This window comes from Geobacter sp. AOG1 (assembly GCF_019972315.1).
GTDB lineage: Bacteria > Desulfobacterota > Desulfuromonadia > Geobacterales > Geobacteraceae > Geomobilimonas.
The window spans coordinates 2,274,485-2,300,548 of record NZ_BLIZ01000001.1 but is presented as its reverse complement, the minus strand read 5'-3'; the positions used below and the strand labels follow the sequence as shown (position 1 = coordinate 2,300,548).

20 protein-coding genes and 1 tRNA gene are annotated in these 26,064 nt (G+C 56.1%); 9 read left to right on the top strand and 12 right to left on the bottom strand.

The window, feature by feature from the left end; all coding sequences use genetic code 11:
* Positions 1 to 196: 196 nt before the first annotated feature.
* On the top strand, positions 197 to 1,552 hold the full coding sequence (locus LDN04_RS10510) for a site-specific integrase (protein ID WP_223909894.1): 1,356 nt from the start codon (positions 197 to 199) through the stop codon (positions 1,550 to 1,552).
* A gap of 255 nt (positions 1,553 to 1,807) precedes the next feature.
* Here the strand turns inward: LDN04_RS10510 and LDN04_RS10505 are convergent, their stop codons facing one another.
* Positions 1,808 to 2,911 carry a beta-propeller fold lactonase family protein gene (locus LDN04_RS10505; protein ID WP_223909892.1) on the bottom strand — a complete coding sequence of 368 codons (1,104 nt, stop codon included), beginning with the start codon at positions 2,909 to 2,911 and terminating at the stop codon, positions 1,808 to 1,810.
* Between the two features lie 419 nt (positions 2,912 to 3,330).
* Between LDN04_RS10505 and LDN04_RS10500 the strand changes: the two genes are divergently transcribed.
* The 3 genes from LDN04_RS10500 (at position 3,331) to LDN04_RS10490 (ending at position 6,314) form a co-directional block, all read left to right on the top strand.
* Positions 3,331 to 4,605, top strand: coding sequence for a plasmid replication initiation factor (locus tag LDN04_RS10500; RefSeq protein WP_223909890.1), 1,275 nt, complete (start codon positions 3,331 to 3,333; stop codon positions 4,603 to 4,605).
* A complete protein-coding gene (locus LDN04_RS10495; protein ID WP_223909889.1) occupies positions 4,592 to 4,933 on the top strand; it encodes a helix-turn-helix domain-containing protein in 342 nt (113 codons plus the stop codon). The genes LDN04_RS10500 and LDN04_RS10495 overlap by 14 nt, the downstream gene beginning before the upstream one ends.
* Before the next feature lie 79 nt (positions 4,934 to 5,012).
* On the top strand, positions 5,013 to 6,314 hold the full coding sequence (locus LDN04_RS10490) for an Arm DNA-binding domain-containing protein (RefSeq protein WP_223909887.1): 1,302 nt from the start codon (positions 5,013 to 5,015) through the stop codon (positions 6,312 to 6,314).
* Positions 6,315 to 6,330: 16 nt separating this feature from the next.
* Here LDN04_RS10490 and LDN04_RS10485 read toward each other — a convergent pair.
* The 8 genes from LDN04_RS10485 to miaB form a co-directional block, all read right to left on the bottom strand.
* Positions 6,331 to 6,405 (bottom strand) — tRNA-Gly (locus LDN04_RS10485).
* 17 nt (positions 6,406 to 6,422) lie between these two features.
* Positions 6,423 to 7,745: a CCA tRNA nucleotidyltransferase gene (locus tag LDN04_RS10480; RefSeq protein ID WP_223909884.1), complete on the bottom strand. Its 1,323-nt coding sequence runs from the start codon at positions 7,743 to 7,745 to the stop codon at positions 6,423 to 6,425.
* 92 nt (positions 7,746 to 7,837) lie between these two features.
* On the bottom strand, positions 7,838 to 8,485 hold the full coding sequence (locus LDN04_RS10475) for an HAD family hydrolase (protein WP_308464659.1): 648 nt from the start codon (positions 8,483 to 8,485) through the stop codon (positions 7,838 to 7,840).
* 161 nt (positions 8,486 to 8,646) lie between these two features.
* Positions 8,647 to 10,203, bottom strand: coding sequence for a glutamine-hydrolyzing GMP synthase (gene guaA, locus LDN04_RS10470; protein WP_223909880.1), 1,557 nt, complete (start codon positions 10,201 to 10,203; stop codon positions 8,647 to 8,649).
* Positions 10,204 to 10,205: 2 nt separating this feature from the next.
* Positions 10,206 to 11,681, bottom strand: coding sequence for an IMP dehydrogenase (guaB, locus tag LDN04_RS10465; protein ID WP_223909877.1), 1,476 nt, complete (start codon positions 11,679 to 11,681; stop codon positions 10,206 to 10,208).
* A 147-nt stretch (positions 11,682 to 11,828) separates the two neighbouring features.
* Positions 11,829 to 12,899: a M42 family metallopeptidase gene (locus LDN04_RS10460; protein ID WP_223909874.1), complete on the bottom strand. Its 1,071-nt coding sequence runs from the start codon at positions 12,897 to 12,899 to the stop codon at positions 11,829 to 11,831.
* 72 nt (positions 12,900 to 12,971) lie between these two features.
* On the bottom strand, positions 12,972 to 13,472 hold the full coding sequence (locus tag LDN04_RS10455) for a bifunctional nuclease family protein (RefSeq protein ID WP_223909871.1): 501 nt from the start codon (positions 13,470 to 13,472) through the stop codon (positions 12,972 to 12,974).
* Positions 13,473 to 13,541: 69 nt separating this feature from the next.
* Positions 13,542 to 14,867, bottom strand: coding sequence for a tRNA (N6-isopentenyl adenosine(37)-C2)-methylthiotransferase MiaB (gene miaB, locus LDN04_RS10450; protein WP_223909868.1), 1,326 nt, complete (start codon positions 14,865 to 14,867; stop codon positions 13,542 to 13,544).
* A gap of 394 nt (positions 14,868 to 15,261) precedes the next feature.
* Here miaB and LDN04_RS10445 point away from each other — a divergent pair, with 394 nt between their 5' ends.
* The 5 genes from LDN04_RS10445 (at position 15,262) to rpsT (ending at position 21,832) form a co-directional block, all read left to right on the top strand.
* A complete protein-coding gene (locus LDN04_RS10445) occupies positions 15,262 to 16,935 on the top strand; it encodes a DUF3373 domain-containing protein (protein WP_223909864.1) in 1,674 nt (557 codons plus the stop codon).
* Positions 16,936 to 17,058: 123 nt separating this feature from the next.
* Positions 17,059 to 17,385, top strand: a complete 327-nt coding sequence (locus tag LDN04_RS10440) for a hypothetical protein (protein WP_223909862.1) — start codon at positions 17,059 to 17,061, stop codon at positions 17,383 to 17,385.
* 166 nt (positions 17,386 to 17,551) lie between these two features.
* A complete protein-coding gene (locus LDN04_RS10435) occupies positions 17,552 to 18,928 on the top strand; it encodes a multiheme c-type cytochrome (protein ID WP_223913374.1) in 1,377 nt (458 codons plus the stop codon).
* Between the two features lie 258 nt (positions 18,929 to 19,186).
* Positions 19,187 to 21,415 carry a methyl-accepting chemotaxis protein gene (locus LDN04_RS10430; protein ID WP_223909859.1) on the top strand — a complete coding sequence of 743 codons (2,229 nt, stop codon included), beginning with the start codon at positions 19,187 to 19,189 and terminating at the stop codon, positions 21,413 to 21,415.
* A 153-nt stretch (positions 21,416 to 21,568) separates the two neighbouring features.
* Positions 21,569 to 21,832: a 30S ribosomal protein S20 gene (rpsT, locus tag LDN04_RS10425; protein WP_214176174.1), complete on the top strand. Its 264-nt coding sequence runs from the start codon at positions 21,569 to 21,571 to the stop codon at positions 21,830 to 21,832.
* 61 nt (positions 21,833 to 21,893) lie between these two features.
* On the opposite strand, the gene holA is transcribed toward rpsT, so the two are convergent.
* The 3 genes from holA to leuS form a co-directional block, all read right to left on the bottom strand.
* Positions 21,894 to 22,928, bottom strand: a complete 1,035-nt coding sequence (gene holA / locus LDN04_RS10420) for a DNA polymerase III subunit delta (RefSeq protein WP_223909856.1) — start codon at positions 22,926 to 22,928, stop codon at positions 21,894 to 21,896.
* 29 nt (positions 22,929 to 22,957) lie between these two features.
* A complete protein-coding gene (lptE, locus tag LDN04_RS10415; protein ID WP_223909854.1) occupies positions 22,958 to 23,479 on the bottom strand; it encodes an LptE family protein in 522 nt (173 codons plus the stop codon).
* A 76-nt stretch (positions 23,480 to 23,555) separates the two neighbouring features.
* A complete protein-coding gene (gene leuS / locus LDN04_RS10410; protein ID WP_223909851.1) occupies positions 23,556 to 26,030 on the bottom strand; it encodes a leucine--tRNA ligase in 2,475 nt (824 codons plus the stop codon).
* Between the last annotated feature and the right edge of the window lie 34 nt (positions 26,031 to 26,064).

The window sequence follows — 26,064 nt, the reverse complement described above, 5'->3', positions numbered from 1 at the left end:
CATCTGGAGTGCGGAAATGATCAGCGAACTTCTGGAGGGATCGACAGAGGCTAAACCGGTCAAGCCTTCTCCCGTACCGATCCGGCAACAAAAATCCAACCCCATCAATTGGGAGTACTGAAATGCGTTTTGAATTGTGTTATGTTTTCTTCGGACTATGGCAGGTGGGAATGTGGACAGCGGAATGGAGAACACCATGAAGCGCACTAACCACCACCTGGATGTATTGCTCTTTGACAACGAGGAGAAGAAACAGGGAACCATCATCAGGAAACCTGGCTCACGGAAGCTGTATATCCTCTTCTACTACTTCAACCGGCGCGTGGAGAAGACCACCGGACTGAACGACACCGGGAAGAACCGGGAAAAAGTCCGGCTCTGGCTGGATCGGATCATCGAGAGGCGGGATGCGGGAAAGCTCATCTTTGCCGAAGCATTCCCCGGCGCACCGGAAGAGGAAAAGGCCTACTTCGCCAAGCTGGAGGGGTGGCAGTATGCACCGGAACCGAGAGACATCATCTTCGGGAACTACGTCCATGAGTGGTATCAAAACGTCTGGAACCACTACCCCGAAGGAACCAAGAAGGACGATTACCGGCTGATAATCGATTACTGGCTGGTGCCGTACTTCAAGGAGATGACCTTCTTCCAGATCAGCGGGGTGGAACTGCAAAAGTTCATCAACTCCATGAAGTGGAAGAAAGGGGCCAAGAAGGGGCAACCGCTTTCCAAGGCCAGGGCAAAGAACATCCTCATTCCCCTTCGCACCATCTGGAATGATGCCTGTGACCAGTTCCGCTGGGTGCTCCATAACCCCTTCGGCAATCTCAAGAAGCACCTTCCCAAAGCTCCGGCCAAACGCCGGGAGGGGTTCCGCTTCCATGAGTGGCTGGCATTCCTCAAAGAAGTTGATCCCTGGTACCAGCCGGTGGTGGAATTGATGATCCTTACCGGGATGATTAATTCGGAGATTGCAGGCCTCAGAAAAAGCGACATCCGCCCCGATTACATCCTGGTGCAACATACCATCGTCAGAGGCAAAGAGCACGACACGCCGAAAACCGTCTACCGGATCAGAAAGATTCCCATCACTCAGGCGATCCGCAAGCGGCTCGACATCCTCCAGGAAAGATCAACCGGGGAACTGCTCGTCACCACCGAGAACGGATCAACCTTCAGACCGTCAAACTTCCTCAAGAGTGTCTGGGCCAGAGCGGCCAAGGCAAGCGGGATCATCGACAAGGTACCCTACTCCCTGCGCCATTCCTTCGCGGCCTGGGCGTTAACCTTACGGATCGATCCTAACCGGCTGGTCAGGCTCATGGGGCATGGATCAAAAAAGATGGTCTATGAGGTCTACGGGGATTACATCGAAGGGCTGGAAGAGGATTTCTGGCTGATCCTGGAATACTACGGCAGAGACTTCGTGGAGGGGAAGGCAAAGCAACCGCCCCACCTCCTGGCTTATCCTGGCATGATGGTTCAACCTGGCTTTCACCAAGTCATTATCGAAGAAACGAGAAGCCCCGTACTCCCATTAAAAACTTTTTAGTGAAAGTTTTGGTGAAAGTCGGGGCAATAGAAAAGGAATCCATAAGGATTCCTTGTAGTTATCTGGAGCGGGAAACGGGATTCGAAGACCCATAGGCTAAAAGAGATATACACTCAAACGCAAATAAATTCAATAAATTAAAAGCAGTTACACCATTCTTCGGTGTGTCTTTAGTCCGTTTAAGTACGTCAAAATTCGACGTAATCAATTAATCCTGGTGACAGTTTGGATACAGCTAACGCCGGTGACAGTCACTCACTTGGCTACGATAGCTATGGAATATGGATTATTCCCGGCGGGAATGGTTGCGGGTGTCATCGCAGTCAAAGTGCCGTTCTCGCCGATTGTATATTGTGAAACATCATTGCTGGCGCGGTTTACCACGTATACGTGCTTACCCGAGGCCTCAACAGTGATACTTAGGGGATACGCCCCAGTGGCTACGGTTGGAGGATTCATGGCAGTCAGGTTGCCGTTTGTGCCGATCGTGTACTGTGAGACATTATTGCTGCCGCTATTCGTCACATAAACATACTTGCCTGATGGATCGACAGTTAAGGAGTTAGGATTCGTCCCAGCAGCCACGGCTACAGGAGCCGAAGTCAGAGTTCCGTCTGCCTTGATCGTGTACTGTGAAACGTTATTGGCGTAGTAGTTCACCACATATGCATATTTGCCGGAGGGGTCTAAGGCAAGAGAAATGGGAGATCTCCAGATGACAAGTACTGCCGAAGGCACGGCCACCAAGCTGCCGTTTGCACTGACCGAGTACACAATGATATCATCGTTGTTAATAATCGTCACATAGGCATACCTGCCTAATGGGTCGATTGTGATGGAGCTGGGACTATCGGCGGTGGTCACTGTTGCAGGAGTCATAGCAGTCAGAGTACCATCCGCACCGATCGTGTATTGCGAAACAGTGTTGCTGTTGGCGTTTGCCACATAAGCATACTTGCCTGATGGGTCAACAGTGATGAGTCTAGGATACAGCCCAGTGGCTACGGTTGCAGGAGTCATGGGGGTTAGACTACCATCCGCACCGATCGTGTATTGTGAAACAGTGTTGCTGTTGGCGTTTGCCACATAAGCATACTTACCTGATGGGTCGACGGTGACAAAGTTGGGATATGTTCCAGCGGTCACGGTTGCAGGAGTCATGGGGGTCAGACTGCCGCCACCTGCATCTACCGTGTATAGAGAGAGGTTACCGGTGCCAGCGTTCGCCACATAAGCATACTTCGATACTTTCGCTGTCCCAGTGGCAGTACTGCCACCATCGCCACTGCACCCTGACAAAACAAAAACAAGCACACAAAACAAATACAGACCTAACAAACCACACACTACATTTTTCATATTGTTACCTCACATAACTTAATACGTAAGCTTGCCGCTCGCCTGTATTACCTCTTTGGGTGCTTCCATATCAAACATTTGACAAATCACTTTCATAAAGCATTGGAGTCGATACTTATATTCAAGCATATCGGCTAATTCAAAAGGAATTATGTCTCCCTCCACACCCTTGTAACTCTTTTATTAAACCCAGTCAACCAATTCCTCTGGCGCTGTCGGCCTTCCCTTTTGTTCATTTCTTTCACAAAACCCACCTAACACTAACACTTTCCCCTTATAGCTTTCTGTAATTTCAAATAGTTAAACCCTGGAAAAAATTAGTCATCGGAATAACATCCTAACATTTTATGCTCCTATACGAAAAAGGCAAAACAGCCTGAACGGTTTATAGCGCACTTGCGCTCAAGGAGGATAACATAGTGGCTTTTATTGAATCCGATAATTCTGAATCCGTATCAACCCAAAACCCTGCATCTTACGACACCCCCGGCGGCCCGGCCGGGGCTCCCGGCCCTGCCGGTGCCTTGGCCGAGACGCCGGGGGATTCACCCAGCATGGCGGAGTCTGTAACACGCCATGCGCAAAACCCACCTACCAAACTTTTCCAGTTTCTCACCTGTGGGATCGACACCCTTGATTTGGGTCTGTTTGTCACTTGGGATGAAAACTGGGGACAGCACAAAGCGCACCTGGCCGAAATGAAGGAAGCTTCCCAAGGGAAAGGTGGTCTTTTAGAGGAAACCGACCTAGGCCGGGAGTTCCTCCACCAGCCAGGGGGCAAGCCTCCCAACTTCCGCTATCAACTTCAATTCCCAGAATACCGCATCTATATCGCCATTTCCGACACGTTCGGCATGTCACCTAATGTCTACGTGACCATCAATGCGGAAACCCTCTGGCATGAGAAATTCACCACCATCCTTGAACTGCTGGAATTCGACCTGCAATACTTCGGTGGCAGAATCGAGCGGATTCAGCCGAGCCGGTGCGATCTCTGTGCGGACTTCATATTAAATACCCCCCCTACCTTCCACTCCCTGGAGATGTTCAGGGTGTCACGTAGTCGCAAGGTCAGGATGATAGGCAACGGCAAAGAACTTGAAACCTACTATTGCGGGTCTGCAAACTCCCCTGTCCAGGTGAGAATCTACAACAAGGGAGCCGAAATCCAGAAGAGCAACAAGTTATGGTTTCTCCCCATCTGGGGGCTTAACCATCCTGGCGGTGTCTGGCGGGTGGAATTCCAGTTGCGTCGTCCCTTCCTCCATCAGTACCGGGTAAATGACTACCACGATCTCTGGCAAAAGATCGGGTCAATGTGGGCCTATCTGACGATAGAATGGTTCTCCCTAAGACTCCCTGATAAGGACAAGGCAGAACGGCGCACCATTTATCCCTGGTGGCAGGCGGTTCAGGAATGCAGGGAGAGGTTCGGAGAGATGAGCGATGCAAGGCGAATTTACACCAGTGACAATGAGGAACCGATTCAGCGTGCCCTTGCTCACATCATTGGCCGGCTTGTCTCCATATCCGCCCAGTGTGGCATCAGAGATCGGAAGGAAGCAATCAATCATCTGTGCATCTTGCTCCATGAGAAAACCACTGATCGGAAATTCTCGGAAGAGTACCGCAAGAGAATAATCAATCTGTTCTTTCGGGCCACGCAGGAAAGGTATGACTATGTCAAAATCTAATCCCCTCTCCTCAGCCGATGTTCTCACCGTTGAACAGTTTGCCGAACGGTTGCAGGTATCCCGCACCACGGTCTTTGCCTGGTTGAAGTCCGGTGCCATCCTGGAAGGCGTCCATTACTTTCGCCTGGGTCGGATACTTCGCTTCCGCTGGCAGGACGACCTTTTCTTCAACAACCGGCCCATGCTGAACACAGTTGACGCTGCCGCCTCCCCTCTTCCCCTGGTGGATGATCCGGCGCAAGATTCACAGCGTGGCGAAGCCACGGTCAACAACCCGCCTTTGCCTCTAGCGCGAAGCGCGGCGCCGGTCATCAACCTTGACTATTGATTAATGGAATAAATGACGTTATCTTCCCCCTCGGACTAAGGACACACTGAAAGGAGGGGTAACGTCACGAGGTGACACAATGAGAAACAGAAAGGGCAATCTCGCCCTGGAAACACCAGTTCAAGAGACAGGCAGCATCAAACGGCGCAAGGAGTCGAAAAAGCTCTATGTGGACTTCTATTACTTCGGCCACCGGATCACCAGGTCAACCGAGCTTGACGACACTCTAGCCAATGAGCGAAGGGTCAGAGATTTCCTGATCCGGACCACGGAGCGGATCGAGGAGGGAACCTTCAAGTTTGCCGAAGCGTTCCCTGGGGCAAGCGAGCAGGAAAAGGCGTTCTTCACCAAGCTGGAAGGCAGGGAGTACCGGCCGGAACCTCATCAGGTGAGATTCGGGGAATATACCAAGGAATGGATGAAGACCATCTTCCCCACCTTTGGCTCACCGACCAAGCACCGGGATTACAAAGAGGCGATCACAACCAAGATACTCCCCTACTTTCGGAACATGACCTTCCACCAGATCAGCGGCCATGAGTTGTTCAAGTTCACCGAAAGCTTGAAATGTACCAGGGGAGCAAATAAGGGAAAGCCGTTGTCCCGGTCACGGAAGATCAATCTGCTGATACCCTTCCGGGCCATCTGGAATGACGCCTGCGATCAGCACCGTTGGGTTATCAAGAGTCCCTTTGACAACCTGCACAAGAAGCTGCCGAAAACCGAGAAGAAAGAGCATACGGTCATACGGTTCCACGACTGGCTCACGTTCGTTGACAACCTGGAAGAGCATTACCGCCCCATAGCGGAACTGATGATCCTGACGGGAATGATCCCTTCGGAGATGGCCGGGATACGGAAAGAGGATATTGAAGGGGAATTCATCAGCCTCAACAAGTCCTATGTCCTGGGCGAAGAGAAGAAGAGCATGAAGACGGCTTTCAGAAAGCGGCAAATCTTCATTACCAAGGCAATCAGAACAAGGCTCGACATTCTCAAAGACCGGACAAGCTCCCCGTACCTGGTCACGACACCGAGGGGAACCAGGCTGAACAGCACCGACTTTGCCAAGGTCTGGAAAAAGGGAGTGGAGCAAGCCGGAATAGCTCCCATGACGTCCTATTCAGCACGGCATTCCTTCGCCGCCTGGAGTCTGACCATTGGGATCAATCCGCTGCGGCTGTTCGGTCTTATGGGGCATGCGTCAAAGCAGATGGTGTTTGAGGTCTACGGAAACTACGTGGAGGGATTGGAGGATGATGCGGAGGATATCTTCCATTACTTCGGCCAGGACTTCATCACGCCCCGGAAAAGCAAATCCCCGGTTCCGTTTAGGGACAGTACCGGGGACAGTTTTAAAGTTTCAGCTGCATCCTACTGAAACTACTTAGCTTTTTTGGAGCGGGAAACGGGATTCGAACCCGCGACCTTCAGCTTGGGAAGCTGACACTCTACCACTGAGTTATTCCCGCTCAATGGAATGTTACTTTTAGCCCATCGACGCAGGGTTTGTCAACTGATTTTTCCGGAGAAATTCCTCCGCCTCTCCCTTGCTGTTGACCACCCCGCGGCTCTCCGCATCCCGCAGACGGGCCACGGCGGCACCGACGTGCGGACCCGGGCCGGTGCCGAGGAGGATCATGATAGCGGCACCGGTGAGGTAGAGGTCATCCCCTTCCGCGTCATAGTCGTGGCAGTAATACCCCACGAACCGGCGAGCGACATCATGCGTAACGACACCGTCAGCAAGGGCGAGGAGCACCAACTCCAGCCCCACCGGGCTCTCGTCACGAAACAGGCGGTACATGGCACGGGAAGTCTGCAATTCCGACGGCAACAGCAGGCCGACAGGAAATTCGGCACGACAAAGTTGCTGGAGCACGAGCCGGGAGCGATTGCCGAGCCGCAACTTCTCCGCTAGGACCGCCACCTCCTCCGCCTCGACTGGACCAATGAACGCGGACATCTTGAGGAGGGCGCGCAAGGTTATGCCATCCTCAGCCTGACGTTCCAAATGTGCCACTACCCGGTCGTGCTCGGCGGGGAAACACCGCTCCACTTCCCCCTCCAGCTGCTCTATCTTCCCCACCCGGCCAAAGGAGGTCTCGATCCCTCCCGAGCAATAGCCAGCGCCCACAATCCGGGAGAGCAGTCCGGTCGCGGCCAGCTGGCGGATAAAGGGAAGACTCGACGACACGTCCAGGATACGGAACAGTTCGTCCCGCACCCGTTCCGCTGCCACATTCCCGAGAAGGGGAACATTGGCAGGAATTTCGTCCCAGGTAGATTCGGCCAGGGTGAAGCCAAGGGTGGCCGCAAACCGGAACGCCCGCACGAGCCTCACCGGGTCGTCGGCAAAGGCGCGCGGTGAACAGGTCCGGACGATCCCCCGTTGCAGGTCGTCCCTCCCCCCCAGCGGGTCGACGATCCCATTCCCGGCAGACGTCAGCGACACCGCCAGGGCGTTGATAGTGAAATCGCGCAGTAGCAGGTCCTTCTCGATTGACCCTCCCTGGAGCGGCACGAAGTCGTAGCTCACCCGATCCCCACCCCGCCCCAGCACCACCCGCCCGTGCCGGCGCTCCTGGTCCAGCCAGAAAAAAGTTCCGCCGGCTGCGGCGGCAAAGCGGCGCGGCAGTTCGACACATTCGCCGTCGAGGGCAAAATCCAGGTCCTGGCTGGGCCGACCCAGCAGGAGGTCCCGCACCCCTCCCCCGACCAGATAGATTCCCATCCGGCAATCTGTCGCCAACCGGGCCAACAGGCGGATGTCGTCACGGCTAAGCAGCGTAATGAGTTTGCCTTCTTCCATGGTGCAAGCTTACCCCGCACGGTATCGTCAGGCAACAAAAAAGCCCGCGATAGCGGGCTGTGATTAGTGGATAAAGCATTTTTAGGGCCGGATCAATTAAAGAACGGCAGTTTCAACAGCTGGGGCAACTCGTCAATCCGATAATCGGCATCCCGCAACTCCGCAAGGTCGCCATAACCATAGGTACAGCCGACAGTGACCACCCCGGCACCCCGGCCGGCCGCCACGTCGTTGATGCTGTCACCCACCATGATCGCAGTAGCGGGCGAAGTTCTGAAATCACGGAGCAGTTTGAGGAGCGGTTCCGGTGACGGCTTGCGGAAGGGGAGGGAATCGGCGCCGAGCACCGCGGCAAAATAGCCCTCGAGACCCAGAACCTTGAGGAGGCCTCGACAGAGAGCAACGTTCTTGTTGGAGATGACCGTGAGAGGAAGTCCTATTCCGTGCAGCACCTCCAGCGTCTCCCGCACGCCGGGATAGAGACGACTCCGGTCCGACAGGTGCTCCCCGTTATACGTCAGGAAAGCGTCAATCCCCCGCTCCACCTCGGCCTCCGTCCCGTTTACCAGTGCTCGCTCTACCAGCCGGCGCGCCCCCTGCCCCACCAGCTGCCGCACCGATTCAGACGTCAACGTGGGTCGCCCCAGCAAACTGAGCATGTGGTTGGTAGCATCGGTCAGGTCATCGAGGGAATCCACCAGCGTCCCGTCCAGGTCGAAGATTATGAGTTTGATTGTCATTGTTATGGACTCAATGAGTATTCTAGGAGCTTCGATGTGTGAGGGTGTCGATTTTTCGCCAGGTCAAGAAAAACAAACGACCGCGCGGAGGCGTAGCATCGCTACGTCGCACAAGCGGTCGTGAAGTTTGACGCAGAGATGGCGGAAAAGCGGCGCCCGAACTACTCCCACTCGATGGTTGCTGGGGGTTTGCTGGATATATCATACACCACCCGGTTAACTCCCTTCACCTCGTTGATGATCCGGCCGCTGATGCGGGCCATGTCTTCATAGGGGAGCGGGTACCAACCGGCGGTCATGAAATCCTTCGTCTCCACCGCCCGGAGGGCGATGACGTATTCGTAGGTGCGGCCGTCACCCATCACGCCAACGCTCTTCACCGGCAGGAAGACGGCAAATGCCTGGCTGATCTTTTCATAGTGATCGGCGGCGTAGAGCTCCTCGATGTAGATGGCATCGGCCCGGCGCAGGATGTCGGCGTACTCCTTCTTCACCTCGCCGAGGATCCGCACCCCCAGCCCGGGACCGGGGAAAGGATGGCGCCAGACCATCTGGTGCGGCAGCCCCAGTTCCTCGCCGATGGCGCGCACCTCGTCCTTGAACAGCTCCCGCAGGGGCTCCAGGAGCTTGAGCTTCATGTGGTCGGGAAGCCCTCCCACGTTATGGTGGCTTTTTATGTTGTGCGCCTTGCCGGTCTTGGCGCCGGCCGACTCGATAACGTCGGGGTAGATGGTCCCCTGGGCGAGCCACCGGGCATCCTCGATCCGGTTCGACTCCTCCTCGAATATTTCGACGAACAGGTTGCCGATGATCTTCCGCTTTTTCTCCGGATCGGGCTCACCAGCAAGGGCCGTCAGGAAGCGGTCCTCGGCATCAACCCGGATTACCTTGACCCCCAGGTTCTGGGCGAAGGTTGCCATCACCTGGTCCCCCTCAGAGAGGCGGAGCAGGCCGTTGTCCACGAAGACGCAGGTAAGCTGGTCGCCGATGGCACGGTGAATGAGGGCAGCCGCCACTGAGGAGTCCACCCCGCCGGAAAGGCCGAGAATCACCCGTTCAGTTCCGACCTGGGAGCGAATCCGCTCGACGGCGTCCTCGATGATCTGGCCGGGGGTCCAGCGACCGGTGCAGCCGCAGACCTTCCGGACGAAGGTGTCGATAAGAATCTCGCCGCGGGGGGTGTGATTGACCTCGGGATGGAACTGCACCCCATAGAGATTACGGGCAACATCCTGGATAGCGCAGACCGGTGCGTTGGCCGTCTCCGCTACAATCTGGAAACCGGCCGGGACTTTGGCCACGTGGTCGCCATGGCTCATCCAGACCGGGCTTTTTCCCTCGACGAAAAAACGCTCGAAGAGCGGCCCCGGCTGGCCCGATGCGAGCAGGTCGGCATGGCCGAACTCACGCTTGCCGGCGGGGACCACCTCGCCGCCGAAATGACGGCTCATCAGCTGCATCCCATAGCAGATCCCGAGCACCGGTACCCCCAGCTCGAAAAGCTCCTCGGCCACCGCCGGTGCCCCCGGCTCGTAGACCGACTTGGGCCCGCCGGAGAGGATGATCCCCTTGGGGGCAAAAGTTCGGATCGCCGCCAGGTCCATGTCGAAGGGGTGCAACTCGCAGTAGACATGGGCCTCCCGCACCCGCCGGGCAATGAGCTGGGTGTACTGGGAACCGAAGTCGAGGATGAGTATCTTTTCGCTATGGATGTCCATGCCTACTTCTCTCCCCCGACCTGGTAGTTGGGGGATTCCTTGGTGATGGTGACGTCATGGACGTGGGATTCCTTGAGGCCGGCGCCGGTAATCTTGATGAAGCGCCCCTTCTTTTGCAGATCCACAAGGCTGTGGCTGCCGGTGTACCCCATGCCAGCCCGGAGCCCACCGATCAGCTGGTGGATATTGGCCGACAACGGGCCGCGCAGCGGCACCATCCCCTCAACCCCTTCCGGAACCAGCTTGACATCGCTCTCCACGTCGCTCTGGAAATAGCGGTCCTTGCTTCCCTCTTTCATGGCGCCGATGGAGCCCATGCCGCGGTAGCTCTTGTAGGCGCGCCCCTGGTAAAGGATGGTGTCGCCGGGAGACTCCTCCGTGCCGGCAAAGAGTGAGCCGATCATGATCACGTCGGCACCGGCAGCGATCGCCTTGGGAAGATCGCCGGAAAACTTAATACCGCCATCGGCGATGATCGAGACATCGTACTTGCGGGCGATCCGGGCACAGTCCATGATGGCGGTGATCTGGGGAACGCCTACCCCCGCGACGACGCGGGTGGTGCAGATGGAGCCCGGGCCGATGCCGACCTTGATGGCATCGGCACCTGCCTTGATGAGCGCCTCGGCAGCCGCCGCGGTTGCGATATTGCCGGCAATAAGTTCGACTCCCGGGAAGTTCTGCTTAATGGTGCGGACCCCGTCGATGACCCCCTGGGAATGGCCATGGGCGGTGTCGATAACGATCACGTCGACCCCCGCCTTTATCAGGGCATCGACCCGTGCCTCCATGTCCACCGTCGGCCCGACCGCACCACCGACCCGCAGACGCCCCAGGGAGTCCTTGCAGGCATTGGGATATTTGCGGACCTTCTCGATATCCTTGATGGTGATCAGCCCCTTGAGAAACTTGTCATTGTCCACAACGAGGAGTTTTTCCACCCGGGTGTGCTTGAGATGCTCCTTTGCCTCCTCCAGGGTGGTCCCTACCGGCACGGTAACCAGGTTGCGCTTGGTCATGCATGCGGAGATGAGTTGTTCCAGATCGGTTTCGAAGCGGAGGTCCCGGTTGGTCAGGATGCCGACCAGCTTGCCGTTGCTCTTCGTGATAGGGACGCCGGAGATCCGGTACTTGGCCATCATGTCGAGGGCTTCATGGATCTTCTGGTTGGGACGCATGGTGATGGGATCGACGATCATCCCTGACTCGCTCTTCTTGACCTTGTCCACCTCAAGTGCCTGGTCGGCGATTGAGAGGTTCTTGTGGATGATGCCAAGCCCTCCCTCCCGGGCCATGGAGATGGCGGTGCGGGCTTCGGTAACCGTATCCATGGCAGCGCTGATGAGGGGAATGTTGAGGGGAATGTTGCGGGTGAGGCGGGTGGAAAGATCGACATCGCGGGGCAATATCTGGGAATGGGCGGGAACGAGGAGGACGTCGTCAAACGTCAGGCCTTCCAGGATACGTTCATCCAGCATCGCAGACTCCTTTGTTATGGTTCGAATTTAACCTTAGAGGCTAATACAGGCAGTTGGGCAAGTCAAGTTAAATGGGGCTAAAGCTGGGATACGGGAACCCGGAATCCGAGACCGGTAAAAACAGCATCTGAACCGGCACAGAACCGACTACGAAGGGACGAAGGCGGCCTTGTCCTTGATCCGGTAAAGGGTGGCGGTGATCAGTTTCACCGCATGCTCCAGGTCGGTGAGGGAAAGGACCTCCACCGGCGTGTGCATGTAGCGGAGGGGGATCTTCACCAAGGCGGTGGCCACCCCGCCGCGGGATATCTGCATGACATTGGCATCAGTGCCGGTTGCCCGGGGGATGCCGGTGAACTGCACCGGTATCTTCTCCCGTGCAGCGGTATCTGCCAGGAGTTCGAACAGGGCCGGATTGATGTTGGCTCCCCGGGGGAGGATCGGTCCCTTCCCCAGCGCCACGTCACCGTTGTGCTTCCGGTCCACGTCCGGTTGATCGGTACAGAAATCCACCTCGACGCAAATTCCGAGATCGGGTTTGACGTTGTAGGCGCTCGTGGTACCACCGCGTAGCCCCACTTCCTCCTGCACCGACGATACCCCCACCAGTTCCACCGGCAGTTTTTTCGTAGCGGCCGCCACCTGACGTAGCACCTCCGCCACGACGAAACTTCCCGCCTTGTCGTCGAAGCCGCGGGAGGTCACCCGGTCGCCGTGCAACCGCTCCAGCCCGCCGGCAAAGGTCACCGGGTCGCCGACCCGGACCAGCGCCTCGGCTTCCTTGCGGGAAGCGGCTCCGATATCGATGTACTGGCTCTCCAGCTTCACCACCGTCTCCCGGTCCTTGGGGTCCATGAGATGGATCGGCTTCTTGCCGATCACCCCCGGCACCATCCCCTTCGCCGTATGGATGTTGACTCGTTGTCCCGGCGTAAGGTGGGCATCCACCCCGCCGATGGCGCCGAAATAGAGAAAGCCGTTGTCGTCCAGATACTTCACCTGCAGGCCTATCTCGTCCGAATGGCCGACCAGCATCACCCTGGGGCGCTCCGTGCCGCTCGCCGCAATGGTGCCATAGACGTTGCCGAGCACATCCTGGGTCACCGCGGCGAAACTGCTCACATAGGCCCGGAACACCCGCTGGGCAGGCTGTTCGTAACCGGAGGGGCTGGGGGCGGCCAGCAGGTCCTGAAGAAAGGTGTAGGATTCTTTGCGCATGGGGACTCCTGTGAACTGCGAGGTAAAGGAAACAAGTAGAGATAAAGGTGGATGCACCTTCTGCCCTGTTGCCTACATGGGATATTTCCCCATTACCGCGGGGTCGAGGTTTTCCAGGAAATCCGCGAAACGGCTGGCGGCGGTTTCCTGTGCCATCTCGTCCTCGCCATCGGTGAGACGGGATGCCTGCTGCACGACTTCATCGGCAACATGCACCGGCAGCTTGTACTTGAGGGAGGTCAGGAGCGCCTCGCTGGGGCGCACCTCAACCCGGACCTCCTCACCGTCACACTGGAAACAGACCGACGCGCGGTAGATGTGGTCCTGCACCCCTTCAATTGTCACCTGGCATACCTGCATGCCGAGTTTTTCCAACAGCCCCGCGAGCAAATCGCCACCACTCCGCTGACTGACCAGATCACGACCGACAAGCTCGGCGGCCATGGCAACCGCCTCATTGGAGTTGAGCCAGATGGGGACCGTGTTCCGGTCGCGGCTGTCCTTCAGGATGACCACAGGCCGGTGGGCCAGGGAATCGAGGGTGAAACCGTGGATCGTCATTTCATGGTACATGGGAACCTCTAAAATCTGGAATCCTGGACTCGGGACTTGGGACCCGAAAAAGCAAACCCGTAATAATGGTCAATGATGCAGTAGTTCCCCTAAAAGGGAGTTCTGGTATGCCCGGGTTATGGTAACCGGGACAAGGGAGCCGATCAGATTCTCGCCACCGGCAAAGTTGACAATCCGGTTACCGGAACTGCGCCCGTACAGCTGGTCCCCCCGCTTGCTGACCCCCTCCACGAGAACCTCCTGGTCGCTCCCCACCAGGCTGCGGTTCAGTTCCAGGGTCATGGTCCGCTGGAGGTTCTGGAGTCGTTGCAAACGCTCCTGTTTGACTTCGCGGGGTACTTCGTCGGCAAATTCGGCCGCCTTGGTGCCGGGGCGAACCGAATAGAGGAAAGAGAAGAGGTCGGCATAGCGCACCTCCTCCATGAGCGAGAGGGTCTGCTCGAAATCGGCGTCAGTTTCACCGGGAAAGCCAACGATCATATCGCCGGTGATATGAATGTCGGGACGGGCGTTCCGCAGGGCTGCAATTTTTGCGAGGTACTCCGCACGGCTGTATCCACGATCCATTCGGGCCAGAACCCCGTCGCTCCCCGCTTGGGCCGGCAGGTGAATATGACTGCAGAGCGTTGGGAGTTCGGCAAAACAGGCGATGAGAGTGGGTGAAATGTCCTTGGGATGGGAGGTGGTGAAGCGGATCCGCTCGATGCCGTCGATGACGGCCACTCTCCGGAGCAGTCCGGCGAAATCCAGCTCCCCTTGGCTTTTCAGACCATAGGAATTAACGTTCTGGCCGAGGAGGGTCACCTCCTTCACTCCCCTGTCGGCCATGGCGGCTATCTCGCCCAGAATGTCCGTAGAGCGACGGCTGATCTCCCGTCCCCGGACATGGGGGACGATGCAGTAAGCGCAGAAGTTGTCACACCCCTGCATGACCGTGACGAAGCGGGTGACACCCCCTTCCGTCTCGTCCGCCGGAAAGAGGTTGAGGCGGGTCTCCGTGTCGATGAACGCTACCTCAGCCTGGCGCTGTCCCGCTTCGGCACCCCGTACCAGGGCGGGAAGCTGATGGAGGTTGTGCGTCCCGAACACGAGGTCGAGATGGGGAACTTTCGCCAGCAGCCGTTCCCCTTCCTGCTGGGCGACACAGCCACCGACCCCGAGGATGAGGCGGCGGTTCTGCCGTTTCAACCCCTTGTAGTTATTGAGGATGTTATAGACCTTCTGTTCCGCCTTGGCCCTGACGCTGCAGGTATTGAGGATGATAAGGTCCGCCTGGGAAGATTCGGTGGTGGGATTATAGCCGAGCCCCTTTAGAAGCGTGACGATCTTTTCCGAATCGCTCACGTTCATCTGACAGCCGAAGGTTTCCACGTATACCAGCTTGCCTTGTTTCACACTGCTCCCTAGCTGCATAATCGGTGAATTCTACGCAATTACCCCCTCCGCCGTCAACTGATTTCCCATAATGTATACGTGCGTCATCCTGCCAAATAGCTACATCAAATGCGCCAAATAGCTGGAATCACAAGATAACATTGTTTTAAAACCATTTGTTTGACATTAACACACTGATTTCAAACAAACTATGCTTCTTGGGCGCGACATTTGCATATTCGCATTTCTGTATATGTTGGTAATCCAGCCTGAGGACTTTCTAAATTTAGTCATTAATTTAGGCTTACAACATACACAACATCATTCCACCAAAGGGGGTCGATAAAAACTAGCTGTATCGTATTAACAACATCTAATACCACAAAGCACCACATATTCTGGAAAAGGAGACCGTATGCGTAAATTTGTGCGAACGATTGTAACGGGCGCTACCATGGCAAGCCTTGTGCTTCCCCTTGCCGCCCACGCAGCAGACCAGGACGTACAGCAAAAGCTCGACGCCCTGACCAAGGAAGTTGAAGCACTGAAGCAGCAGACCAAAAGAACCGAAGATAAGTCCCTTGGCAAATGGCTTTCCATCGGCGGCGACTACCGCTTCCGACTCGACAGCATCCGTGGCGAAACCAAGGCATACACCGACGTGAACAAGACCTTTTCCTTCGCCCAGGCCCAGATGAATACGGGATTTCTGAACAACCCGGTGGCTTTCGGTCCCCAGGTAGCAGCATTTTCCCAGTTTGCCAGCAGCATGGGCCAGGTAACCAGCTATAATGCTGCACGGCAGTTCCTGGCGAACAACCAGGCAATGCTGATGGGGCTGCAAAATTTCGCCCAGCAGGTACCAGCCTATAAACCGAAGAATGACACCCTCTACACCAACCGGCTCGGCCTCGACCTCCATGCCAAGGCAACCAAGGACGTGACGGTTAACGTCCGGCTCGTCGCCTACAAGACCTTCGGTTCCCAGGATGACTCGGCCGTCACCAACGGCGGCAACACCCCGTTCTTCGCCGACCGGGTCGGCGTATTCGACGGGACCTTGGGGCATATCCCCTCCAGCAGCCTCCTCGATGTGGACCGCGCCTATGCGACATGGTCTAACATCGCCGACCAGCCGATCTGGTTCTCCGTCGGCCGCCGCCCCTCCACCAACGGAGCTCCCTCCAACCTGCGGCTGAACAACGAGCGTCCCGGCAACGGTGGCACCCCGGCCCTCCTCGTCGACTACGCCTTTGACGGCATGACCCTCGGTTATGCTCCCGACATCGAGGCTCTTCCCGGCGCCTACGCCAAGGTCTGCTACGGCCGTGCCTTCGACAGCGGCTTTTCTTCCCCTACCAACAGCCTGCGCGACACGGACATGCTCGGCGTGGCCGTTATTCCGGTCGACACCGACCCCCTCCGCGTCTGGATGCAGTGGAACCATGCCTTCAACGTCTTTGATTTCCCGGTCATGAACAATACCGCCTTCGGTAACACCAATGTCAAGGCCAACCTGGGCGCAATCGACTGGTACGGCATCGGCGCCATGAGCACCCTGAAAAATGTCGGCCCCGGCAGCATGAACTTCTTCGGCGACATCGGCTACAACGTCATCAAGCCAAATGACAACGTATCGGCTCAAGCAGGTTTCCAGGGTCTCATGACCGGTGGATTCCTCAACCCTGAAGCTCCCCATCGGAAAGACGGCTGGGCCGTCTACGTCGGCACCCGCTACGACTTCGCCCCCACCGCCACCAAGCTCGGCTTCGAGTTCAACCATGGCTCGAAAAACTGGATGCCCTTCGATCCGGCCGCCGATGACATCCTGACGTCCAAGCTGGGAACCCGCGGCAACGTCTACGAAGGGTACCTGATCCAGGAACTGAAGCTGAAGCCGATCTCCTCCTACCTGAGCAAGGTGTTCTTCCGCCTTGGCTACCAGTACTACGACTTCGAGTACACCGGCAGCAACAACTGGGTTGGCGCACCGGTCAAGATGTCGGAAGTTACTGCGAACAGCATGATGCTTTTGACCCCGCTGAAAAACGCACAGAATGTCTATGCAACCTTTGAAGTGAAGTTTTAATCCCAGCAGCGAGGGGGCTTAATGCCCCCTCGCATTAAAACCAGTAGTAAATAATTGTTTCCGTCAAAACAACGGGTAAACTTATACGAAGACGGAACGTCACTGCAAACAAGGAGATCAGCAATGAAAAAGTCAGTCGCCGTATTGCTTGTCGTCGCATTCGTAGCCCTCAGCGTCCTGTCGCTCAGCAGAGTCGCCAGTGCCGAAGAAATCAAGATGGTAGGTGTCATCACCAAGATCGACATCGCCGGCAAGGACGCCAAGACTGCAACCGCCACCCTCAAAGACAACAAAACCGAAAAACTGGTGGTGATTACCATCAACGACGACTTGACCCTCGACAAGTTCAAGGACCACCGCATCGTCGAAGGGGATGAGATCAGGTGCAAGTACGAAGTCATCGATGGCAAGAACGTCAGCAAACTGTTCCGAAAAACAGCCGGGTGCTAATGCCCAACACGCATTAAATTCGATCCGTTGAATTGCAGTGACCTTTAAGCGCTGCAATTTTTTTCCGACCATTAATTCGTTTATATGAATATATTATATACAATGATTTTACGAATTATTAACAAAGCTTAACTACCGTAAAAAAGGAGCAGACATCATGAAACAGATGGTGACGATCACCTCGACGCTGCTGGCACTCCTCTGTGCAGCCGGCGTATGGGGAGCGGAACATCCGGGCAAGAGCGAGATCGAGAAAAACGGTTACAAAGGGCCGGCTACCTGCGAAGAGTGTCATCCCGGCACGGCCAAGACATTCCTCGACACGGTGCACTGGAAACATGCCTCCAAGGTGGACAATGTGTCTAACCTGGATTCCAAAAAGGAATACGGCATGAAGAACCGTATCTATACCATGTGCAACGGTAACGACATCGTCAACAACCTGAAGGAGATCCCCAAGAACGCCGAGGGGAAATCCAAGTTTACCGGCTGCAACACCTGCCACCCGGGCAACCATGTGAGCGATGTGGGGAGCACCGGTCCCGAGGCGCAAAACGCTATTGACTGCCTGGTCTGCCATTCAACCGATTACGACTTCCGGCAACGAAAACCGTTCAAGAACGCGCAGGGGCAGGTAGTCATGGGTCAGGACCGGAGCACCAAGGCGGCGCTTGCCATCGCCAAGCCGACGGTAAAAAACTGCATGGTTTGCCATGAGGCAGCCGGCGGCGGCGTACTGGTGAAACGTGGCTTTGTCTTCACCAAGGAAACAGACGCCCATGCCGCAAAGGGGATGGTCTGCGTGGACTGTCACAAGGCTAAAAACCACAAAATCCCGACCGGCTTCGACCCGAACAACTGGGCCAATGACGGAGTTCGCGTTGCCTGTACCGACTGCCATGGTGACAAACCGCACAAAGGCCTTTCTGCTGTCTACAACAACCATACTGCCAAGATCGCCTGCCAGACCTGCCATATCCCGCGGACAGGTGGAGCCGTAGCGAAGGACTTCACCGTATGGGAGAAAGGCGGCGACGGTTTCTACGAACCTACCACGCTGAAGCAAGAGGCAAACGCAACCGTACCGGTATACGCCTGGTACAACAAGACCGTTCGCAACGACCAGCATTTTATCGGACCCAACGGAAGCCGCAAGGACGGCAAGAGCAAGATATATCCGTTCAAGATCTTTCTTGGGAAAGCATTTTACGACCAGAAGACCGGCAAGCTCCTCTCCATGGACTTTGCCCCTCCCATGGCAAACGGCAATACCCGTGCCGGGGTTGAATCCGCTGCGCGGACCCTCGGCATGAAAGATCCCGCTGCCGTTGCGAAAAATGCAGTTCCCGGCTGGCAGACCATCTATTTCGGCAGCAACCACCTGGTCACCAAATCAAAGGCCCTGAACTGCGTCAACTGCCACGGCGTCAACGGTGTATTCAATTTCAGGGATCTGGGGTATTCGGACGCTGAAATCAAAAAACTTACCAACCCGGAGCTATACTTCAAACAATTGATAGAGAAGCAAAAAGAAGAGTGGTAACAAGCACCTTCGTTGGATGCAATGTGGGCGAACCTCCGGTTCGCCCTTTTTTTTGTCTCGTGACACAAATCCATGGCAGAAGATACTGTGTATCCGGTTAATTACATCAGTGCATTCTCCGGCGAAATGTGCGTAAACCCGTCTCGATTGTACACCACAACTTTAAGTCACAATTCCCTCTTTATTTCCTATCAATAAGGGATTAGACTTAATGAGTTGAATTGTTACAGCATCAAGCAACTTCAAGAAGGGGAAGACATGCTGAAAAACCTTTCACTCGGAACAAAACTCATCGGGGCGTTCTTCCTGATGGCCGCAATTGTTGCTTTCACCGGTAGTTTCGGGATCCGGACCATTGACAGGGTCGGCACCGAGGTAAACGCCATCATGAAGAGCTCTGCCGCCCAGGAAAAGCAGGTTCTGCAGATGGAGATGAACCAGAAAGCCTGCCGGGTAAACCTGGTGGAAGCGGCCCTGGTTCGGACGGAAAGAGCCGATTTTGACAAATATGCGGAGAATTACCGAAAGAAGAATGATCTATTCAAAAAGAACGTAGCCGTAATCCTGAACGGGGACAAGAAACTGGGGGTTCCTCCGGCAAAGAAGGGAAGCATGATCGAGAAGCAGGCCCAGGGGGTACTGACGAGCTGGGCCGAGTTTGAAAAAGTTGCAGAGCAGACCCTGGCGCATAAGGCATCTCTCTTGAAAGGACTTACCCCGGGAGTGGTGGACCAGGCAGCAAAGAATGCCCTGGCGGACGACAAACTTAACAACCTGGCCCGAAAACAAATAATGGAATCGAGTGAAAATGCCAAACTCGACATCGACGACTTGGCAGATACTGTTGACAGCCAGAGAATACAGACCGACAAGGAATCCGCAAAAATCAAGCGAAACGCCACCATGACCTTCGTGGCAGTCATCGCCCTTTCGATGGGGATAGCAATCCTGCTCGGCATGCTGATTACACGGAGTATCACAAGGCGAATCAGTCTGATCGTCAACGCCCTACATCGCGGGGCGGAGGGGGATCTTACCGCCCGGGTGTTGGTCGATTCCGGCGACGAGATGGCAAAACTGTGCATCGACTACAACACCATGGCGGACCGGTTGTCGGCCATAGTGGCACAGACAATGACTACCCTTCGAAAGTTGAGCCAGATAGCAGCCGATATGCGATCCGCTTCCCAGCAAGTCGTTGGCGCGGCTGAAATGCAGTCCGGCGGTGTCACGCAGACTTCCTCCGCTGTGATTGAAATAAGTGCCACCATCAAAGAAGTAGGAACCAATGTAGACAATCTCTCTCTTTCGGCATCGGCAATGTCGTCATCAACCCTGGAAATGGCGGCAAGCGTCGAAGAGGTGGCACTTAACGCTGAAATCCTGGATGCAGCAGTGGAAGAGGTTAGCTCCTCCATCACACAGATGACGGCATCTATTCGGCAGATCGGTGCCAATACAGCCGTCCTGATGGATGAAGCCACAAGTACAGCCTGCTCCATCGAGCAGATGAACGTTTCCATTCGTGAAGTAGAAAAGAACGCCATGGAAACCGCCTCCATCTCCCAGGCCGTACGCAAAGACGCTGAACGCGGTCAGGTCGCGGTGGACGCAACTATTGCCGGCATCACGGATATCCGACGGGCCTCCCGCATCACGACGGATGCCATCGAGTCGCTATCAACCCGTGCCCGGGACATCGGCGCCATCCTCTCCGTAATAGATTCCGTCGCCGACCAGACCAACCTGCTGGCTCTCAATGCCGCTATCATCGCCGCACAGGCAGGCGAGCACGGCAAAGGGTTCGCGGTGGTAGCCGACGAGATTAAAGAACTGGCTGAGCAGACAAGCAACTCCACCCGTGAAATATCCCAGGTCATCAAGGCCGTCCAGGAAGAAAGCCAGCGGGCCGTCTCCGCCATCAAGGACGCGGAACAGAGCATCAGCAAGGGAGAGCAGCTTTCACTGAAATCCGGCGAGGCATTGGGCCAGATTGTCAGCGGCGTTGAACGAACGTCAGATCAGATGGACTCCATAGCTCGCGCTACCGAAGAGCAGGCGAAAGGGAGCCAGATGATACGGGAGGCTATGGAACGGATTTCGGAAATGGTCGGCCAGATAGCCGTTGCAACACGGCAGCAGTCAACGGCGAGCGACATGATATCGGGGGCATCGGAACGAATGAAAGTGCTCACCGGTCAGGTACGGCTGTCCACCAGGGAACAGAGCAAGGGAGGTAATTTCATCGCCCACTCCGCCGAAGACATAACCGACATGGTCCAGCAGATCAAGAATGCCACCGAAGAACAGAGTCGGGGGAGCGCACAGATCGTCGAAGCGGTGGGAAATATTCAGCAATCGGCAGCCATCAACCTTCAGGCCAGCAAGGTAATGGATGAAGCGGTGGCAAGCCTGACGGGGCAGATGGAGCTCATGCAGAAAGAAATGGGGAAATTCAAGGTAACGACATCAAATGAACAGCAGTGAAAGCACCCGCAGAGACGAAATGTGGGCGGACCGTCCGCCCTTTTTTTCTACTCCCCCCCATTGATTTTACCTTGACAGCACTCTGGCATAGTGCTATAAGTTTTCTTTCTAAAAAACATTAACTCATGACGACATAGCAAATGGAGGTGCAGTTTGGCAAACCACAAGTCGGCCATCAAGAGAAACAAGCAGAACGAGAAGAAAAACGAGAGAAACAAGCATGTCCGCTCCACCCTGCGGACTTTCATAAAGCGGGTACGCGAAGCCGCCGAACTCAAGGACACTGCCGCCGCCAAGGAAGCACTGACCGCCGCCATTCCGGTAATCGATTCGGCTGTCACCAAAGGGGTTATCCAGCGCAATACCGCTTCCCGCAACGTTTCGCGCCTCACAAAACTCGTCAATACACTCGGTTGATCGGCGTACCGAGCAACCGCATTATGGCATAAAAAAAGGCCTCCGTATCGGAGGCCTTTTTTTATCTTCCCGCCACCCTTCGAGCCTCCCGCTTCGGGACGCCGTACGCCATGCAGACCTGCAACACCAGGCGCTCCATCAGTAGTGCCGGCTTCCCGCCGCTCGATTTCAACGCCAGGTCGGTCTCCAGCAGCAGCCCGAAAATTTCCCGCAGTTCCTTCCCGGAAAAGTTACGCGCTTGCGCCAAAATCCCCTTGAGAAAGTAGGGATTGATCCCCGCTACCCGGCTGATCTCCTGCTGCGGAGTATTACGGTTGACGAGTTCCAGTACTTTCCAGAGCTGGCGAAAATGGCGACTGATCATGCCGAGCAGGCGTATCGGCTCTTCGCCGTCCCGCAGGATGGTGTTGAGATTACGCAGCGCCCGCTCCAGGTTTTTCTCTCCCAGTGCATCGGTCAGCTCGAATACGCTGTCCACCCGCGTGTCGGAAACCACCCCCTTGACGTCGGCAAGGGATATGGTAGGTCGGTCACCAACATAGGTGGCAACCTTGTCCAACTGCATGGAGAGTTCCTGGAGATTCGCACCGGTAAGGTAGACGAGAAACTCCGCGGCCGCTGGCTCGACTCTCTTGCCGTGCTGAGCCGCCTCCTCCCGGACAAATGGCGACAGCTGGTTTTCATAGGGGCGCTTGAACTCCACCAGAGCCCCATGCTTCTTCAATTCGACAGAGAGCTTCTTCCGCTGGTCAATCTTCTCCCCCTGCAGGATGAGACAGGTGGAAGGAGATGGATTCTGCACATAGCCGGCCAGTATCTCCTGGGCGACTGCGGGGAGATCCTGGGCACGTTTGACCAACACCACCCGCCGCTCGGCAAACATGGGGAGAGTCTGGGCATTTTCCACGACTTCCCCTCCTTTGCACTCGTTACCGTAGAGAACGGTCAGGTTGAAGTCCCGGAAACCGGGGTCTACTACCAGTGCCAGCAGGTGCTTCACCGCTCGCTCCACCAGAAACGGCTCATCACCGTACAGGTAATAGAGGGGAGCTATTTCCCCCTTATCCAGTGCCCTGGAAAATTCATCCGGTTTCATCTGTGAAATAGAGTACTCCTCAATCCCGCCTAAAATGCCCCATTCATCTGCTGATAGAACTCTTCGGCAAGACGTCTGCAGGTTGCCCTGAGGGCTTCTTCCTGGGCGCTCTGCTGCAGTGCAAGATCGGCAACGGCCGGATAATCCTGGAAGAGGGAAAGACTCCCTTTCCAGATAATCCGCTGGCTTTTCCGTTCCCTCAACGTTGCTTCCGCGGTGAGAGTTAGCCTCTTCAGAGCGGCAGTATCCGTTGCTGAATATGCTACCTGTCCCGTTGTGTACCCGATTACCGCCCCTTCCACCACCAGTTCGGCCTTCTCTTCAGCGGAGACGACCAGTCCCCCGCTTCGTTGGGCAAACTCCTCCATCATCTGTCGGGTCAGGACCGCCTCCACCTGGGGGCGGTAAATCCTGTTGGCAAACAGGGGTATGAAAACGGTTTTCCCCACAAGGGGAGACGAACTCCCCGGCCGGTTGGACAGTTGGTAGCCACAGCCGACCATGGGCAAACAGCCCGCTAACAGCAGCAGACAAATGACGTAACGAACCATGACGACCTCTGACCGACGCTCAAGCAAACGCCAGATTCACGAAACACCCCTGCATCTGAGTGCTGGAAGATAGGTTTCATCCAACGACGATATTGATAAGCTTGCCGGGAACGTAGATCGCCTTGCGCACCTGCTTCCCCTCGAGCCATGACTTCACCCTTTCGTCGGCGAAGGCGGCCTCTTTGACCACATCCTCGGCGGCGCCGGCAGGCACGGTGACCTTGCCGCGGAGTTTGCCGTTCACCTGGATGACGATGAGAAGCTCCTCGTCCACGGTGGCGGTCTCGTCCCACGTGGGCCAACCGGTCGCCTCGACCCCACCCTCGTGGCCGATGGCCTCCCAGAGTTCCTCCGTCACATGGGGGACGAAGGGAGAAAGCAGGAGCACGACACTTTCTATCCCCTCCCTGAGGACGGCAGCATTCTCCGGGGCATTCTTCGGCTCGAAGGCATAGATGGCATTCACCAGTTCCATGACCGCTGCAATGGCAGTATTGAAGTGGAACCGCTCATCCAGATCGTCGGTTACCTTCCTGATGGTCTTGTGTACCGTTCGACGCAGACTCCGGGCATCATCGGAGAGCGCAGTCGAATCGACGGCGCCGCTGTTTTTAATGAAGGGAAGCGCCTCGACCACAAGCTTCCAGACACGGTTGATGAACCGGTAGCTCCCGTCAACTCCCTGGTCGCTCCAGTCCAGATCCTTCTCAGGCGGCGCAGCAAAGAGGGAAAAGAGCCGGGCGGTGTCGGCACCGTACCGGTCGATGAGCGCGTTGGGATCGACCACGTTCCCCTTGGACTTGCTCATCTTGGCACCGTCCTTGATCACCATCCCCTGGGTGAGGAGATTGGTAAACGGTTCGTCAACGTCGACGTATCCCAGGTCGCGCAGGACCTTGGTGAAGAAACGGGCGTACAGCAGGTGCAACACCGCATGCTCGATCCCGCCTATGTACTGGTCGACGGACATCCAGTACTGGGCACGGGACTTGTCTATTGGACCGGCGTTGAAATCGGGACAACAATAGCGCAGAAAATACCAGGATGACTGGACAAAGGTATCCATAGTATCGGTCTCACGGCGGGCCGGCTTGCCACAGAGGGGACAGGCCACGTTGGCGAACGAGTCGATCTTCGCCAAAGGGCTCCCCCCCTCCCCGGTGAACGCGACGTCCATGGGAAGGACTACCGGCAGGTCCTTCTCCGGGACGGGTACCACTCCGCAGGAATCGCAGTAGATCACCGGAATCGGGTTCCCCCAGTAACGCTGACGGGATATCCCCCAGTCCCGCAAGCGGAAGTTGACGGTCTTCGTGCCAACCCCTTCACGGTCGAGATGTTCCGCGATCTTTTCCTTCGCCTCGTCGCTGCGCATTCCATCGAAGGGGCCGGAATTGACCATGGTCCCAACCTCTGTGTAGGCGCACGCCATGGTGGCGGGATCAAGCGCCTCCCCGTCAGGCTGGATCACGATCCGAAGCGGTAGATCGTACTTTTTCGCAAACTCGAAATCGCGCTGGTCGTGTGTCGGCACCGCCATGACCGCGCCGGTACCGTACTCCTGAAGGACGAAGTTGGCGAGATAGATGGGCATCTTTGCTTTGGTGACCGGGTTAATGCAGTAGGAGCCGGTAAAGACCCCCTCCTTCTCCAGGTCGTCGGCGGTTCGCCGTATCTTGTCGGTCTTTTTCACCTTGTCGACAAACGCCTCAACCTCGGCCCTGCGATCGGGGGTGGTGAGTTCCAGGGCCATGGGGTGCTCGGGGGCCAGGGACATGAAGGTGGCACCGTAGAGGGTGTCCTGGCGGGTGGTATAGACCCTGATCTTACCGGTCTTCCCTTCGAGGGGAAAATCGATCTCGCAGCCGTAGCTCTTGCCGATCCAGTTGCGCTGCATGACCAGCACCCGCTCCGGCCACCCGGGAAGCTTGTCGGTATACTCCAGCAGTTCCTCCGCATAGTCGGTTATCCGGAAGAACCACTGCTCCAGTTCTTTCTGCACGACGCTGCTGTCGCAACGCCAGCACCCCCCATCCTCCACCTGCTCGTTGGCGAGCACAGTCTCGCATTTCGGACACCAGTTGACGTACGACGTCTTCTTGTAGGCAAGTCCCCGCTCAAACATCTGGAGGAAAATTCGCTGTTCCCACGCGTAATATTCCACGTCACAGGTTGCCAACTCACGGTCCCAGTCGTAAGAGAGCCCCATCTTCTTCAGCTGGCCGCGCATGTACGCGATATTTTCGTAGGTCCAGGTTGCGGGATGGCTACGGTTCTGGATGGCGGCGTTTTCAGCCGGCATGCCGAAGGCGTCCCAACCCATGGGATGGAGAACATTGAACCCCTTCATCCTCTTGAAACGGGCAACCACGTCACCGATGGAGTAATTGCGTACGTGCCCCATATGGATGCGACCGGAGGGATAGGGAAACATCTCGAGCAGGTAATACTTCTGCTTGCCCTCGTCTTCCGTTACCTTGAAACTTTTTCTGGTTTCCCAGTGCTGTTGCCACGTTTCCTCGACATTTTTTGGAACATATTTCTCTTCCACGTATACCCTCCCGATAAATCAGCAGGGCGGCCTG

Coding starts and splice junctions, on each gene's coding strand:
- LDN04_RS10455 (WP_223909871.1), bottom strand. CDS start 13,472: ATGTACCATGAAATGACGATCCACGGTTTCACCCTCGATTCCCTGGCC.
- holA (WP_223909856.1), bottom strand. CDS start 22,928: ATGAAACCGGATGAATTTTCCAGGGCACTGGATAAGGGGGAAATAGCT.
- LDN04_RS10430 (WP_223909859.1), top strand. CDS start 19,187: ATGCTGAAAAACCTTTCACTCGGAACAAAACTCATCGGGGCGTTCTTC.
- LDN04_RS10435 (WP_223913374.1), top strand. CDS start 17,552: ATGGTGACGATCACCTCGACGCTGCTGGCACTCCTCTGTGCAGCCGGC.
- LDN04_RS10480 (WP_223909884.1), bottom strand. CDS start 7,745: ATGGAAGAAGGCAAACTCATTACGCTGCTTAGCCGTGACGACATCCGC.
- guaB (WP_223909877.1), bottom strand. CDS start 11,681: ATGCTGGATGAACGTATCCTGGAAGGCCTGACGTTTGACGACGTCCTC.
- LDN04_RS10510 (WP_223909894.1), top strand. CDS start 197: ATGAAGCGCACTAACCACCACCTGGATGTATTGCTCTTTGACAACGAG.
- LDN04_RS10445 (WP_223909864.1), top strand. CDS start 15,262: ATGCGTAAATTTGTGCGAACGATTGTAACGGGCGCTACCATGGCAAGC.
- LDN04_RS10440 (WP_223909862.1), top strand. CDS start 17,059: ATGAAAAAGTCAGTCGCCGTATTGCTTGTCGTCGCATTCGTAGCCCTC.
- guaA (WP_223909880.1), bottom strand. CDS start 10,203: ATGGACATCCATAGCGAAAAGATACTCATCCTCGACTTCGGTTCCCAG.
- LDN04_RS10475 (WP_308464659.1), bottom strand. CDS start 8,485: ATGACAATCAAACTCATAATCTTCGACCTGGACGGGACGCTGGTGGAT.
- lptE (WP_223909854.1), bottom strand. CDS start 23,479: ATGGTTCGTTACGTCATTTGTCTGCTGCTGTTAGCGGGCTGTTTGCCC.
- LDN04_RS10490 (WP_223909887.1), top strand. CDS start 5,013: ATGAGAAACAGAAAGGGCAATCTCGCCCTGGAAACACCAGTTCAAGAG.
- LDN04_RS10495 (WP_223909889.1), top strand. CDS start 4,592: ATGTCAAAATCTAATCCCCTCTCCTCAGCCGATGTTCTCACCGTTGAA.
- LDN04_RS10460 (WP_223909874.1), bottom strand. CDS start 12,899: ATGCGCAAAGAATCCTACACCTTTCTTCAGGACCTGCTGGCCGCCCCC.
- LDN04_RS10505 (WP_223909892.1), bottom strand. CDS start 2,911: ATGAAAAATGTAGTGTGTGGTTTGTTAGGTCTGTATTTGTTTTGTGTG.